Below are 16,696 nucleotides of genomic sequence, written 5' to 3'. Positions count from 1 at the left end.
AAATCCTCCTTTGTCATTCAAATATTGCTTAACAGGCAGATAAAAGGATGGGGATTGAAAATCCTTTTGAGAAATTCCAAAGGAGAATTAACCGAATGTCAAGTTGTATTTTGCACAAAGAAGCTTCAATCATTATTTAATTTTGCTTGTCAGTATTATTCTTACTATACAGAAAACTATATACTTACTTGTTAGGCTTTCTAACTATCAGTGTAATATGCAGCTGTATTTCTAAAATATAAATGAAAAGTCTTATTCAAGGAGAATTAATAAAAAACCTTTAAGCTGATAATGAGGAGGGTGTCGAGTATTTATGTAGCACATTTGGAACGAAAATATATAATTTAACGTATCAACCAACGGGGAGCATAGAAGATGCAGAGTGTGTTACCTAAGAAGCCTTTGTGCAAACTTGGCGCAGTATCGATGATTACTGAGAAGACAGTAAGATGCATACATGGTTATATAGAATCACCTAGAATATAGGTTACAGATCTTTGCAAAACAAAAGAAAGACTCCTTTTCTTCCCTTGATGACCTCATTCATATAGCCCAAACCAATACTTCCGGAAGATATTACGGATTTGAGCAAGCAAATTCAATAACTTATCAAAAACCAGCATTTTGAGTTTTTCAAAATCCGCTGATGTAACCTTTTTTAGTTACTGGTAATAAACAGACTTCGACAATTCCCCAAAAAGAAGCATGGACATACCTTTATTGTGACAATGACAGTATGAAAATAATCGCCGGAAGAGAACTTATGATAAAAAGCATAGAAGTAGAATGATATGGAGATTAAGATCCTTAAAGACATTCTGGGTGCCAACGACCAGTTGGCCAATGAAAACCGCAAACTGCTGGATAAAAACAAGGTCTTTACTCAACTTGACTGGCTTTTTGTAAACATATAGAAGTAAAAGGCAAACTACCGATGAAAAGGTAACAAACCAAAATTTCATAAGAGTTATTACCTTTATGTTTAAAATCATCCGTTTCTCATCGCTATATTCTGAGAAGACAATAATATTACATTATTTTATAATTATCGAGCTAATAAAGTGTCAATCACCGAACTCGCTTTATTAATTTTTTTGAATGTTGCACGCTGGAATCTGGAATCAATGTTAGTGCGTAAAGTATATGATTTATTCAATGCTCTAATGCTCACAAAGAAGGACACGATATATTAACTCTCGATAACTCGATAAAGGTGAAATGAAGTAAAAAAGATGGATGCCCTTGGTTGGGTCTACGATCAGTTGAGTAAGAAATCAACATGAGGTCATCGGCATATGAAAGCTGAATTACTAGATAGAGATATTACTATTTCCTTCGGAAATAGAATATGTGAAAGATATTGAAAGTAAAAATTAAAAATAGAACTAAGCAGCATGCTGAGTCTGATTTGACATTTAATGATCATGGCAATAATTTGCTAAAATACAAATTAAGGGGCATGGCATCATAAGCCGTTCGAATCGAGTGATTCGCAACGGAAGCAGAAACGACTTTGCTAATAGAATGCAGGCCGGCAATTGGTGCAGTAACGACCCGTATAACGAGTACAACAACATCGGCATCCGCTTGACGAGCACAGGCAGATTTGTGTGTATTGAATTATTCACGGATAATTCAATTTCAAAACCGGAAGTTCAGTTGCCTTGCCCTGGGCTGGTTTTTTGTCAATAAGCAGGCTAAAATGATATATGCCTTTAGGAGTCAGGGAGTTTGTGCCGAGTTTTTCAGAGGATTATCTTTTCCAAAAGGTATTTAGTTGGGGAGCAATCGGCTCATATTACTCCCTCTACTCTCATCTTTACTAAATCCTTTCTGGAATAACCGAGTTGTCCACCAAGAATTTTATCATTGTGTTCACCCAAAAGAGGAGCAGGAGACTTAATATGCCAAGGGGTTTGTGATAATTTATAAGGTGCCCCCGGATATTTTATTTTGCCAGCCTCTTTATGATCAATTTCTACAAAATAGTCTCGATCTTTTAAAAGTTCAGATTTGTACAATTCTTCAATGGTGTTGATGGGCATGCAGGGAATGCGTCTCGATTGAGCTTCGCTGACTATATCCTCGAGAAGTTGTCCTTCTGACCACTCCTCTATCCTTGGCCTGATCTTATACCAATTTTCCCGCCTTGAAGCGCGATCCTGGCAAAAGGCTTCTTTTGTCCAATCAGGACTGTCCATCAGCTCCACCCAGGCATCCCAGAACTTGTCAGTATTACAAAGCATATAGAAGTAACCATTTTTACAATGACCCATCACAAATTCAACCTGAGGTTGACTCCCCTTAATCCTAGTCTTAATTATACCCTCATAATTATAAAGGCCAAGGTCTCGTCGGATCATAGAGGTTAAGGCTTCCTGCTCTGATATGTCTACGTGTTGCCCAAATCCTGATATGTTACATGCAAAAATAGCTGACATTGTGGTTATTGCTCCTCCTAAACCAGCAATAATTTCACCTTGATGCGGTGGCCCCTTCAAGGGTGGTTGTTCCTCAATATTATCTACACCAACATAAGGATTGGTAAATGCTAAACCGCTTAAATTAAAGCTGGTAAGCTCGCATGCCTTGTGATCTCGATAGGGTCCAGTATATCCAAAGGGAGTAATCGATGTTACAATTAATTTTTTATTAAGCTTTTTTAAATTTTTAAAATTTAAACATAGCTTTTCAACCAAACTAGGGGGATTGTTCTCAACGAGAACATCTGCAGATTTTACTAATTCTCTAAAAATCTCAGCACCAGTCGCTTTTGTAACATCTAAGGTTACACTTTTTTTATTGGTATTGAGATATAGAAATAGACCGCTCTTTTCATAGTGAGGTATGTCTTGCGGAAAAGGGCCGTAGCTCCTGGATCGGTCCCCAAAACCAGGCCTTTCAATTTTTATAACCTCAGCCCCCAAATCAGCAAGAAGCTTCCCGCAATAAGGCCCTGAGACAGATTCGCTCCACTCTACTACCTTTATGTCAGATAACGCTGATGGATTCATAGGTATTCAGCTCCTTTGTGTTTAATTCTTTCACGAGCATTTAAGGAATATCTAAAGGGATTCTTCCTCGCCAACATTATACGATGGTTCAGGATCAACGTATTTTCGGTAAGAGTGAAATACTTTCCAGTCATGTAATATAGGTGTGATTGAAGAGTTTGTTGTAGACAACTCCGCCCTTAGTCTAATTCTTCCATAGTCTCTTGCTATAGAAGAGATGTCAACTTGAGATTCGTCAAATCCCGCAAAATTTCCGAATAAACATGAATCTGGAATTAATGTCCAGGAATCGCCGGTATTGTATTCAATGTAATATCTTATCTCAGTATTTGTTGGCTCTGTATCATTGAAGGATAGTGTCTCTCCTGCAATCAGTCGAGTATTTTCATCCTCTGGAATCGCAACAGAGACAAGTGTTGAATGAGTAAAGACCTCCATCTCCACATAATCGATGTATAGACGTTCTCTACACACATCTGGCGCTCCAACTACCCAGGTAATATTGCCATCCAGTTCGTCTATGTAAGCGTCAAAATCTGAAGATATGGGACGACTTATCACTCCATCAGTTCCAGATGGGATGCTCAATTCGCTGCCTAATTGATTCCAGGATTCATCCATCCACCAGTCAGCGCCTCTCTCCAAAACATATATCCTAAAGTCACCACTTTGATCGCTATAATATCCTTCAAATGTCAAGTCTATATAAGTGATATCCTCTAATGGTTCATCGATTACCATATCCAGCCACAGCATCATTTCGTCACAACCCCATATTACACTATAACCGGGATTGTCAGTTTCCCATCTGTTATTATCAGAAGCAGCAATAGCTGCATATTGCGAATCTGTTGCCTCTTCATGATCATTTCTGCGAGCTGGATCGCCTTCAAAAGGGAAACGGTCAACATCGTTCTCATACGCTTTTGGAACTGATAAAGATTGAGTAACACCATCATAGTTATAGATTGTAGTATATTGATCGATATCAATAATTACATTATTGTTATATACACTTATATTACTAGATTCTTGGGTATCAATTTTAGTACTATTGTAAAAAGTATCAATAAAGTTGTCATTATAAAAGGTTAGTTCTTTTGAAGATACGGCAGAAACAGAATCATTGCCGTAATATATATAGATTACAGCAATTGAATCACTAGGGATTGTTGTAACATTCACCCATATTGAAGCCTCTTTTGCTACTACATCCCAGTTTTCAATCCAGTAATTTATCTCTGATTCGCTTTGAGTCATTGACTCATAATAAGTAAATCGTATATCATCGCCATTCTCATCTGCTTTGGCAAAATCAAAAGATGAATCCAAATTAATGTTTACCTGATAATTGGTTAGATCCCATTCAGAACCATTGTCAGATAGAATAATTTCTCTACGGTATCCCCAGGATATATCCCACCATTGTCTGTTATTTACAGTAATGGTGATATTCTCTAAGTCGCTCTCATTAGGTATTCCATTGTCAGTCACAGTGAATTTAACGTCTGTATAAATGCCGGATTGACTATAGTTGGGCGTCCATGAAAATATCCTTGTGTCGCTGTTAAAGTCTGCGCCTTTAGGAAGATTAGAGGCTGAGTAGGTCAAGTTGTCGCCATCCGGATCTGTTGAGAATATTGTGAATTCTAAAAGCTCACCCTCAGTGAGGTTCCTGTCTCCTATTGGATCAAGTACAGGAGGACGATTAATATTTCCCACAGTGATAGTGATAGCCTCATTATCACCCTCTGTGGGAATCCCATCGTCAACAACGGTGAAGGTTATATCCCTATAATTTCCTGATTGGGTATAATCTGGTATCCAGGAGAATACTCTAGTTTGGCTGTTGAAATATGCGCCTGTTGGAAGATTGCTGCCTGAATAGATTAGTCCGTCCCCATCAGGGTCTGTCGCGGATATAGTGAATTGAAGAAGCTCCCCCTCGCTAATTGTCTTGTCCCCTATAGTATCCCAAAGGGGGGGTCGGTTGACATTTCCGACGGTGATGGTGATCTCTTCATAATCATTTTCTGATGGAGTTCCATTATCAGTCACAACGAAGAGAATATTTTTATAATTACCGGATTGTGAATAGTCAGGAGTCCAGCTAAATAGTCTCTGGGGAGTATTAAGACTCGCGCCTGTTGGAAGGTTGCTGGCTGAATAAGTCAATTCGTCTCCATCAATATCAGTGGCGGATATTGTAAAGCTAAGGGTATCATTTTCATTGACTAGCTTATCCCCTATTGGTGTAAGGATAGGAGGGGAATTCACCATCCCGACTGTGATGTTGATAGCCTTAGAGTCGCTTAACGTTGATGGCGTTCCATTATCAATCACAGTGAAAAGAATGTCCTTGTGATTTCCGGACTGAGTATAATCTGGTTGCCAAAAAAATTCTCCAGTGGAGGCATTAAAGGTCGCTCCCCTAGGAAGGTTGCTAACAGAGTAGGTTAAATCATCCCCATCAGGATCCCTTGCAGAGATAGTAAACTGTAGTATTTCATTCTCCTTGACATGCTTATCCTCTATTTCCTCAAGGCAAGGAGGTCGGTTTACATTACCTACTGAGATAGCGATAGACTCAGAATCACTCTTTGATGGTATGCCGCTATCGGTTACAGTAAAGAGAATTTTTTTATAATTTCCTGTCTGATTATAATTAGGTGTCCAGAAAAATTGCAGGTTATGAGGGTCGAAGGTTGCCCCTGTTGGCAGGTTGCTGGCATAAAAGGTCAACGCATCATTGTCAGGATCTTCAGCAGATATTGTAAATTGTAGAAGTTCTTCATCCTTCACTGTTCGATCACCTATTGTCTCGAGTGTGGGAGGATGATTATTCTCTATGCTGTCTCCTGATGTTACGAAATCGGATGGATCTAAGACAGAATCACTTAACCCATTGCATGAATAAAAGGATAAGCAGAGGGTAAGTAATGCTAAAACGTATATTTTAGAGAAGTTGATTGCTATTACTCTAAGCTTATTCAAATTCATGGACCTGCTCCCTATTTTCTTAATCATTAATGTTCTTTATCCGAAAATATCTTCCAGTAATTGAGAGATTGTATCGAGAAGGATCAGTATCATCTCTTCAGGGCTAGGGATATGTATAATCATTTTAATGTCTTTATTTGAATTCTCTCCATCTACAACAGTGAATATAGATGGGAAATAAATGTCGTCATCTGCAATGTGGTATCCTATATAATCTCCTCCATCAAAAAAACCATTTCTATTTATGTCAAGAAAGGCTATGAGAAGGACGTTTGCAATGGGTACATTCCGACCATAAGGAAAAATCTCTAAGGTGTAATTTTGATCTAACACTCCCTTCTCGATTTTCTGATAAGCTATAATATTATCAACATTGATGAAATCTAGATTAAGTAAATTGATATCGAGAGCATAAGCAATAATTGTTAGTTCACCTGCATCTCCTCCCTCAACTGTTCCTGATATAGTTGAATCAAAACCATAAACACTTCGATTAACCTTTATATTTATCTCATCGTTCATATCATTTTGCAATCTATAAGTGGGGCTAAAGGCGTTGTAGTTAATATAAAACCCGACATAATCCCCCTCTGTTGGGAAGGGAAATCCGCTAATCAAGTCCTTATCCCATATCCCAGAGACGATGATATCATCTCCGGCCTGAAGATCTGTTTGAGAGAGGTCGATATTGAACCCTATTATTTGTATTCCCCTTTCAGGCGGTTTTATTCTTTGGAAGTATTTTATTACATTTACGGGATCATCAAAGATATCGCCGAAGTAGTTGGTTTTAGCGATTATGAGATAAAGAGGATCGGAGTCTTCGTCATAGACCTCTCCCTCTGGTATTTCCAAACTCCCAATAATAGGAATTTCATATCCCGAGGGTTCTGCTATCTCCATTGTCATGTTAATATGCTTATTGCTTATTAAACCATCATCAACAGTTAATAATGATGGAAGGTTATTGGACTCAACAGTATGGTACCCTATCATGTCACCAGCATCGCATATCCCATTCCCATTTTTATCCAGCATGGCCAGAAGATATACATTTTGTATTGGCACATCATAGCCATAGGGCAATATTCCCAGGGAATAATTTGAGTATGCAAGGTCAATCGCTTTCTTTTGGTAGCCAATTATATAATTGAAGTCTAGGGCATCCATAAAATTGAATGAATATATTTCTCCAGCATATGCAATTATTGTTAGCTCGCCAGTGTCACATCCAAAGCAAGTGCCTTCGATTTTAGATTCAAATGAATATATCATGCGATTAACATGAATATTGATGTCACTGTTTTCATGATTCTGTAATTTGTAGGTCGGGCTAATGGTGAAAGAATCAATATAAAAACCAATATAATCTCCCTGGGTGGGAAAGGGTAATCCTCCTGAATAATCCATATCCCAGATGGATCCAATTGAGATTTCATCACCCTCCCTCAAATCTGTCTCTGATAACAAGATGTTAAATTCAATGCTCTGAACTTCCTCCTCAGGTGGGGGACCCTCTACTGGTGGTTCTATTTTCTTGAAATATTTAACATGCCTGAATGGATCATCCAAAAGTTGAGTAGGGTCATCCGTTTCAGCAATAAATAAAAAGAGAGGACTGGAGGTTTCATCATATATTTCTCCCTCAGGTAAATGCAGACTTCCGCAAATTGGTATATTATATCCAGAGGGCTCAGTCAACTTAATAACATGACTAGGATCAGAATGGATAATCCTATCATTCATCGTCTCCTCATGAATTGTAATCATCCTTGGTAGATTGTAGTATTCATCAGAGTAAAAACCTATCATGTCTCCAGCATCAGGTTTGCCATTCTTATTGTCATCAAACAAGGCTAACAGAAGCACATTTTTAATAGGAATGTTATATCCATAGGGGAATATCCTTAATGAGTAGGGTAATGCAGAATCACCCTTAAATAATCTTTGGTATCCTACTATGCCATTTATATCTAATTCCCCGAAATCCGTCATGGATGTTAACTCGCCGGCATAAGCTACAAGAATAATATTACCGATGTAATCACCATCTATTACACCGGATACCTTGGCATCAAAGTTATAGACCCTTCGCTTTACTTCAATGTTCATTCCATCATTATGTCCCTCTTGTAAAACATAGGAGGGCTTCCAGTTCTGAAAGTCAAAATAGAATCCAACATAATCTCCTTCACCTGGCACTGGAATCCCATAATTGAAATCATTATCAACAAAACCAAAGATAAAAATCTCCTGCCCAGGAATAAGATCTGATTCAGATAGATCAACATTAAAACTATAATCACTTGTATCAACAGTAACGATCTGAACAATTGTATCATAAGGATCATTTTCGATTTTTTCTATATCATCGGTTATGGATATTGCTACAAATGCAGGGCCAAATGCTTCATCCTCGATTTCTAGGTTTCCTGATAGGATAATTTGTCGATCCTCATCCTTGGCACAATCTGCAATGGGTATCATTACTAAAAAAAGAACTAACAAGAGATTGATCATTTTAGAATTCATAATATTACCCCATTTAACATTTCAAAAAATTTCTATATATTTTTTTGGGAGCACAAGCTCAATATGATCGTGTTATGGATTACTTGAAATATTATTCAAGAAATAAAATTATACTTTATCGTTTATAATGATCAAAGGGTAAGAATATTTCTCCCTAACGCCAATGTCGGCAATGAGGCAAGGACATCTTTTTCTCATTTAGTTAGTAGTGTAAATCTTATTACTATTTTTGGGAAGGATTATGGATAAATTCGTGCTATTCCTACCCATGATGTTTAATTTTACAATTTATTTATATTTTAACATTTCCAGGATTTTATTAATACTATTAACAATAACGGAATATCAGTATTTATACCTTGCTTTTACAATAATAATATCATTATCTTTATATAATCCAAACATTGACTGGTTTGCAATTTTGTTGTCAGAGTCTTCATTATAATCCTCTATGTAAGCATAAGCGATATATAGTGCGAATCCGTTCTGCAAATCAACTCCAATCTCCGGTATAAACACCAATCCATTGTTTTGGGTGTCAACTACAGCGATCAGGGATAGTGTAAGATAATTGCTAAAGTAGCTGTCCTCAAACTTGCATGTCAAGATGTCGCTTAATACCGGTTGCAGGATGTCAGAATTTAAATAGAATGATTCATGCCACTCAAATGTCAAGATGGTATCTCCTGTATGACCTTTAAATATTCTGTTTAATGGAATAAAATAGTTAAAACCAACAGAGTAGGAAATATATTTTCCCTTTTTTAATTCAAATGGGAACTCTAGCTTATCCGCATCTACAATGTTATGTACATCCCCTTGGTCAACAACCCCTGACTTGTCAGGTGAAAAGGCAGTCTCGAATTGTGTCACAAAATTACCGAGAGGACTCTCGATAGTCTTTGAAAAATCGAGTCCTATTTTGCTATTGATGTTATATTCAGGTCTAACCAAAAGGGATACTGATTCACCTGGAATAGTTGTCGGGCCAATCGGCCTCATCACAGGATCAACATCTGGCCCATAAAAGCCGCTAAGCGAGAAGTCAATTCCATAAAAGCTGTATGATAATCGACAACCATAACCAAAATTTTTTGACACAACATCCAATTCCTCAGGTTTATCAGCGACAACAGGGAATGGGCCTTCCCAATATTTGATTGCCCAGAAAGTGTCCTTTCCAGCCATGAGCATTGGAACATGTATTGGCGCAAAGACAAGTTCAAGGGTTAAATCTGCCAAAAAAACCATACTCGATATGGAGGGGATGGGTATCTTTGTCTCATCGTCATCCTTAAAGAGGAGTTCACGAAAATCCTGTGGGTTGAAATAGGATGTAGGATTAACACCATCAGCAGTTCCCCATCCATATTTTTGATTACCAATCCTTAATCTTAGTGTCTCAATCCCATAACCAAAATATAATTCATTAAAAATGATTTCGTAGGATCTATTTGAAAGTCTAACATTTCTTGAAACATCAAAGTCTTGAGAGTATAAATAGTCTTCATTGTAACTTTCATCAACAATATTGGAATTAATGTATAGATTTATATCAATGGTTGATTGGAAATTTCCTCCAACAATTGAAAAATTAAAATTATTCTTTATTTCATTTTTAAGGTTTGTCTCTTTTGGGGTATTTTCTTTGTAAGTGCTAATAAAATTTTCCAAATCAATAAAGCCATTGAACTCATACTCTATTGATGATTCTCCCTCCATTTCATATTCTTCAAACTCGTAATCTTCTTCACCCTCAACAACAGCGGATTCATCTACTTTTTTGTTTATCTGTTTTGATGCCTGTGTATTTTGTAAAAAAATGAAAAAGGAGAGGATTAGAATAATGATTGCTCGGGTATACATTAGTGTAGTCTTTGGAGCAAATTCAAGTTCCTCCATATAGATAAAATACAAAAAAAAAGGATGTCCGTCAATTTTGATAGGTGATTAATATAAAATATTTATGGAGAAATTATTGTTTATGTGTGTTGTTGATTATTCATAATTTGAACTCATATGTGCATATAGAACCTATTGAATTAGATGGATAAATTTGCCAAAAATATAGTTAATGATATAATAGAAGAACATTATCAAACAATGTGATTTAATATCCAAATTAGTCCCTGTATAGTAGGATCCAAAATCGATTAGATACATGTTGACATTTTAACTGAAATTATATTAATTGATAAGCATCGATCTTTATGATCCTTTCAGTAATGATTTATTCATAATCCGAAAGAAATTTCAGAATTGAGATGTTTGAAATATTTATGTATGGCGTTCCTGCAAAAAGTCGATTTCTTTAATACTGATATTGATTATAGCCAATTACAGGCGGTTATAGCAAGATATGGAAAGCAAAATTTCATCAAAAATAGTTTTTGCAGTAGAGCCATGTATGATATGAATTTTTGAAAAATCCTATTTCCTGAGTCAGCAGTCTGAATATTGAGGGACTATAGTGAAAGGATAATGCATAAATCCTTGAAGCAAGGTTCTTTATGAAGAGGTTTTTCAACATGAAACTATCACAATTACTTAAATGAGGGTAAACCAAATGGATGTATTAATTACCGGTGGGGCTGGTTATATAGGAAGTCACGTGGTTAAACTCTTAGGTGAGACGGGTGATTTTAATATTACAACAGTAGATAATCTATCAACAGGGAAAAGGAGTGCGATACTCTTTGGTGAATTTATAGAGGCTGATTTATCAGATTTTAGTTTAATTGAGAAAATAATTCAGGAAAGGCGGTTTGACGCAATCATACATTTTGCAGCAAGCATTGTGGTGCCTGAAAGCGTAGAGAATCCATTAAAATATTATTTAAATAATACTGTTAATACTATTAATTTAATCAATCTTTGCAATAAATATGGAATTAAAGATTTTATATTTTCATCTACGGCCGCTGTTTATGGAAATCCAAGGGAGATCCCAGTGAGGGAGAATGAACCTCTATGCCCCATCAGTCCCTATGGCACAAGCAAGATGATGATTGAACAGGTACTCATAGATTCGGCAATGGCAAACTTGAATTTTCAATATGCAATATTGAGGTATTTTAATGTAGCAGGTGCTGATGTGAAGGGACGAATAGGTCAGTCTTTTGATAATGCAACACACCTAATCAAGGTTGCGGCACAAACTGTTCTGGGGGCAAGAGAAAAAATTGATATTTTTGGAGATGATTATGACACTCCAGATGGTACCGGAATAAGAGATTATATACATGTTGATGATCTGGCTATGGCCCACCTAATTGCTCTTGAGTATCTCCAGAGTAATGATAGCGATATATTCAACTGTGGTTATGGTCATGGTTTCAGCGTTAAGGAGGTAATTGAGACAATGAAAGAGGTGAGCAAGATAGATTTCCGGGTTGACTTGGCCCCAAGAAGAGCAGGAGATGCAGCAATCTTAATTTCTGATAATTCAAAAATTGTTGAAAAGCTAAAATTCAAGCCACAATATGATGATATTGAGCTAATATGCAAAACAGCCCTGGAATGGGAGAGAAAGTGTATTTAGGATAGAAACACATACAATCTTTGAAATCTCGAAATATTATTATGAGAGGTTTTCACTTGGAAGTGTAACATACTACAGTCTGAGTATAATGATCATTTTCATGCCATCAGAAATCAGCGCTCTTGGGAGATCTAGGGAAGGGTATTACATCACGTATATTCTGCATACCTGTAATAAGTTGAATGGTTCTTTCAAGACCTAATCCAAAACCTGAATGAGGAATAGTGCCAAATCTTCTAATATCCAGATACCACCAATAGTCTTCTGGATCAATTCCTGAACTCTTCATCCTGTTTAAAAGCACATCATAGCGATCCTCTCGTTCGCTGCCACCGATGATCTCCCCTATTCCTGGAACCAGAACATCCATAGCTCTTACTGTCTTTTCATCCTGATTCAACTTCATATAAAAGGCCTTAATCTCCTGAGGATAGTTTATTATTACTATCGGCTTTTTAAACTTATTCTCAGTAATAAATCTCTCATGTTCTGACTGAAGGTCGAGTCCCCATTTAACTGGAAATTCAAAATTCATGCCGGATCCAGCTAATATATCAATAGCTTCTGTATATGTTATAACCTCAAATTTAGAATTTATTATTTTCTCAATAGTATCTATTATCCCCTTCTTAATTCTGATATTAAAGAATTCCATATCATCCTGACAATTATCAAGACAATACTTTAATATATACCTAAGGAAATCCTCTGCCAATCGAACATTATCTTCCAGTTCAGCAAAGGCCATTTCAGGCTCAACCATCCAGAACTCAGACAAATGTCTAGCTGTGTTTGAATTTTCAGCCCTGAAGGTAGGACCAAATGTATATATATTACCTAAGGCTGATGCAAGTGCTTCACCCTCTAATTGTCCGCTAACAGTTAATCCGACTTTTTTGCCGAAGAAGTCCTTTGTGTAGTCCAAATCTTCATTCCCCTTAGCTAAACTCATTAGATCTAAAGTGGTAACCTTGAATATCTCTCCAGCACCCTCGCAATCGCTTGCAGTTATTATTGGTGTGTGAACATAGATAAAACCTCTCTCCTGAAAGAATTTATGAATTGCGAATGTCAAAGCATTGCGCACTCTTAAAACAGCCCCAAAGGTGTTGGTTCTTGGTCTAAGATGAGCTATTTCCCGCAAAAATTCAAATGAATGTCTCTTCTTCTGAAGCGGGTAAGCCTCTGGATCAGCAATACCATAGGCGATTATTTCCTTTGCCCTAATTTCATATCTTTGTCCCTTGCCGGGTGAATCCACCAACTCCCCTGATATGGATACACTACAACCAACGCTCAAAGCTTTTATCTCATCATATTTTAGCAGTGTCTCATCAGCAATCACCTGCATGTTTCTGATAGTAGAACCATCATTAACCTCAATAAAGCAAAATCCCTTTGACTCTCTTTTTGTTCTTATCCATCCCTTAATGAGGACATCATATCCTGAGGATTCTGCGTTAAGTAAATTGTTTATTATTGTTCGATTCAACTTCTTCTCCTAATGATAACATTACTTGATAATCATTCTTTGAGCAATGTTTTCCGCTTTATCTAAAGCATCCCTGAGTCTCTCCATTGATTTTCCCCCAGCTTGTGCCATATCCTTTCTTCCTCCACCCCCACCACCAATAATAGGAGCGATCTCCTTAACTAGGCTTCCACAGTCAATACCCTTTGCAACTGCTTTTTTTGTCGCGGCGCATAAAAGAAAGGCCTTGTCATTAGATCTTGATCCGAAACAAACCAAGGAATGCTGTTCCTTTGACCGAATCAAATCGGCTATCTCGCGAAGTTGATTAACATCAACATTATCGAACTGATGTGTAATCATTTTAACATCTCCAACCACTGAAGCATGCGAAATCAATGACTCAATATCAGTAATAAAATCCTCGGATTTTATTCTCTTCGATTCCTTTAAAAGATTATTGTAGCTTTCGACAATATGCTCAACCTTCTTGACTATCTCTTTTTCAGATACATTAAGACCTCTGCTCAGCTTAGATACTATTTCTTGTTGTACAATAAATCTATCCAAGATCCCCTTTAGCGTTGCAGCCTCGATACGTCTCATACCAGCGCCGGGAGAGGACTCCTTGAGTATCTTGAATACTCCTATCTTGCCAGTATTATCAACATGTGTACCGCCACAAAGCTCCATACTGTAGTTTTCTACACTTACAACCCTTACCATCTCATCATACTTCTCATCAAATACAGCAAGCGCCCCCTTTGCTGTGGCTTCATCAATATTCATTATTTCCGTTGTAACTGGTAAAGCACGCCATATCTTATCATTTACAATCCTTTCAACCTCAGCTATCTCCTCCCCTGTCAAGGGATTAAAATGTAAAAAATCGAACCTGAATCTTTCAGAGGCTACAAGTGATCCAGATTGTTGAATGTGAGTTCCTAATATCATCCTAAGGGCAGCCTGTAAAAGATGAGTGGCAGTGTGATTTGATCGTATTAGATTCCGTTTCAGTACATCTATTTCAGTCTTAACCCTATCTCCAACCCTGAATCCACCATCTGTAACCTCACCTGTATGGATAATAGTATCATTATAAATCTTTGTGTCGTTGACACAGAAGATGCCATTAGATGATATAATCCTTCCGGTATCACCGACCTGCCCTCCGGATTCCCCATAAAAGGATGTATCCTTTGTTACCAAGCTACCCCTTTCATTCATCTTTAGCTGGCCTAATACACCCTTATTGTTGGCCAGAACAAGGATATCTGACTCGATTGTATCGTTTTCATATCCCAAGAAATTGGTGCTACCAGCATTATTGGACATTTGTTCAAATATTTTTTCAAAAGCAGATCCATTTTTCCTCCAGCTACTTTTACCCCTGGTGCGTTGTTCCTCCATTGCCTTCAGGAATCCGACCTCATCAACTATGATATCATACTCCCTTGCGACATCAGCGGTGAGGTCAAGGGGAAATCCATATGTATCATACAACTTGAATGCAATCTCGCCAGGAATAATTTTGCCATCGAGATCTTCTATCGCCTGCGCGAGAATACTCATGCCATTATCTAAGGTTCTGTTAAACTGTTCTTCTTCATAGCATAGTATTTTTCCAATTTTAGTTTGAATATCGAGTAATTCCGGATAAGCATCCCCCATCTCCTTCGCCAGTGTTGAAACAAGATTATGAAAGAAGATAGGGGGAGATTTAAGTTTATGTCCATGTCGTATGGCACGACGAATAATGCGCCGCAAAACATAACCACGTCCCTCATTGGATGGCAGTACATTGTCAGCTATTAGAAAACTGCTTGAGCGGATGTGATCAGCTATAACACGCAATGATTTGTTTTCCAAATCCTCCTTGCCAGTTACTTCAGCCACAGCTCTAAGTAGATTCTGGAAAATATCAATATCATAGTTGCTGTGAACACCCTGAATTACTGCGGCTAAACGTTCCAATCCCATACCTGTATCTACAGATGGTTTCGGAAGGGGGGTTAAGGAACCATCAGCAGAGCGATTGTACTGCATAAAGACGAGGTTCCATATCTCCACAAAACGATCCATATGATCATTAGGGCTTCCGGGAGGCCCGCCTGGCACATCCTTGCCATGGTCATAAAAAATTTCAGAACATGGACCACAAGGCCCTGTATCCCCCATTGCCCAGAAGTTATCCTTCTCGCCCATTCTAGAAAAGCGCTTTGGGTTGATGCCGATCTCATTAAGCCAAATATCCGCAGCCTCATCATCATCCTTGTAAACTGTTATCCAGAAGCGCTCTTCAGGCAGTCGCAATTCCTTTGTTAAGAAATCCCAAGCATATGTAATAGCCTCAAGCTTGAAATAATCACCAAAGCTAAAATTGCCCAGCATTTCAAAGAAGGTGTGATGTCGAGCGGTATAACCTACCTTTTCAAGGTCATTATGCTTCCCTCCTGCTCGAACACAGCGCTGAACAGTTGCAGCTCGATTGTAGCTGCGTTTTTCCTGTCCTAAAAAAACATTTTTAAACTGAACCATTCCAGCATTTGTAAACAGCAATGTCGGATCATTCCTCGGAACAAGAGAACTCGAAGCTATGATTTTGTGATCTCTCAATTCAAAGAATTGAAGGAAAGACTTTCTTAGATCGTTAACCTTTAACATTCTATACACCTTATTAGCAACATAGTTAGTTCCAAAAATATCCCTTTATTTATATAAAGCTAAATAATTTGTTAAATTCTTTTTGACTGCAAGAATTAATTACATATATTAGTTATTTTGTATTTATTATATGTATTCACTAAATTTCAAAAGATTAGAGTATATTTTATTGATTTCTGTCTAAACTATTTTCCTGATAGTATATTTTTTTATCTTATAGATCAATACCAAAATATTATCAATCCTCACTTTTTTTAATTCTTACACATATAGAATATAGTATATCTCACTTTCAATGTTATGTTATACTAAAACGCAATAAGTTTACGAAATAATTCTTAATGAGCTAATACGATTTAGAAAGTATATGAACTTTCTAAATACAGAACAAATCCAAGAGCTTAAAGACGCCCATCGAGAAGCGAAAAGAAGAAGAGACATCAAAAATGCAGATAAGATAAAAGCAATTCTTCT

8 protein-coding genes are annotated in these 16,696 nt (G+C 37.2%); 1 reads left to right on the top strand and 7 read right to left on the bottom strand.

Annotation, left to right across the window (positions count from 1 at the left end; translation table 11 throughout):
* Nucleotides 1–761: 761 nt before the first annotated feature.
* The 5 genes from SVZ03_00040 to SVZ03_00020 form a co-directional block, all read right to left on the bottom strand.
* Nucleotides 762–992, bottom strand: a complete 231-nt coding sequence (locus SVZ03_00040; GenBank protein MDY6932592.1) for a hypothetical protein — start codon at nucleotides 990–992, stop codon at nucleotides 762–764.
* Nucleotides 993–1,793: 801 nt separating this feature from the next.
* Nucleotides 1,794–3,014 carry a CoA transferase gene (locus tag SVZ03_00035; GenBank protein MDY6932591.1) on the bottom strand — a complete coding sequence of 407 codons (1,221 nt, stop codon included), beginning with the start codon at nucleotides 3,012–3,014 and terminating at the stop codon, nucleotides 1,794–1,796.
* A 51-nt stretch (nucleotides 3,015–3,065) separates the two neighbouring features.
* Nucleotides 3,066–6,014: a DUF2341 domain-containing protein gene (locus tag SVZ03_00030; GenBank protein ID MDY6932590.1), complete on the bottom strand. Its 2,949-nt coding sequence runs from the start codon at nucleotides 6,012–6,014 to the stop codon at nucleotides 3,066–3,068.
* A 36-nt stretch (nucleotides 6,015–6,050) separates the two neighbouring features.
* On the bottom strand, nucleotides 6,051–8,546 hold the full coding sequence (locus SVZ03_00025; GenBank protein MDY6932589.1) for a hypothetical protein: 2,496 nt from the start codon (nucleotides 8,544–8,546) through the stop codon (nucleotides 6,051–6,053).
* Between the two features lie 345 nt (nucleotides 8,547–8,891).
* Nucleotides 8,892–10,448: a hypothetical protein gene (locus SVZ03_00020; protein MDY6932588.1), complete on the bottom strand. Its 1,557-nt coding sequence runs from the start codon at nucleotides 10,446–10,448 to the stop codon at nucleotides 8,892–8,894.
* A 664-nt stretch (nucleotides 10,449–11,112) separates the two neighbouring features.
* Here SVZ03_00020 and galE point away from each other — a divergent pair.
* Nucleotides 11,113–12,087: a UDP-glucose 4-epimerase GalE gene (gene galE, locus SVZ03_00015; protein ID MDY6932587.1), complete on the top strand. Its 975-nt coding sequence runs from the start codon at nucleotides 11,113–11,115 to the stop codon at nucleotides 12,085–12,087.
* Between the two features lie 106 nt (nucleotides 12,088–12,193).
* Here the strand turns inward: galE and asnS are convergent, their stop codons facing one another.
* Both asnS and alaS read right to left on the bottom strand, forming a co-directional pair.
* Nucleotides 12,194–13,579, bottom strand: a complete 1,386-nt coding sequence (gene asnS / locus SVZ03_00010) for an asparagine--tRNA ligase (GenBank protein ID MDY6932586.1) — start codon at nucleotides 13,577–13,579, stop codon at nucleotides 12,194–12,196.
* A 21-nt stretch (nucleotides 13,580–13,600) separates the two neighbouring features.
* Nucleotides 13,601–16,222: an alanine--tRNA ligase gene (gene alaS, locus SVZ03_00005; protein ID MDY6932585.1), complete on the bottom strand. Its 2,622-nt coding sequence runs from the start codon at nucleotides 16,220–16,222 to the stop codon at nucleotides 13,601–13,603.
* Nucleotides 16,223–16,696: the final 474 nt, after the last annotated feature.

The organism is Spirochaetota bacterium (genome assembly GCA_034190085.1).
In the GTDB taxonomy this organism is placed as follows: Bacteria; Spirochaetota; UBA4802; order UBA4802; family JAFGDQ01; genus JAXHTS01.
The sequence above is the reverse complement of the archived record's forward strand: the minus strand, read 5'-3'. Positions and strand labels throughout refer to the sequence as shown.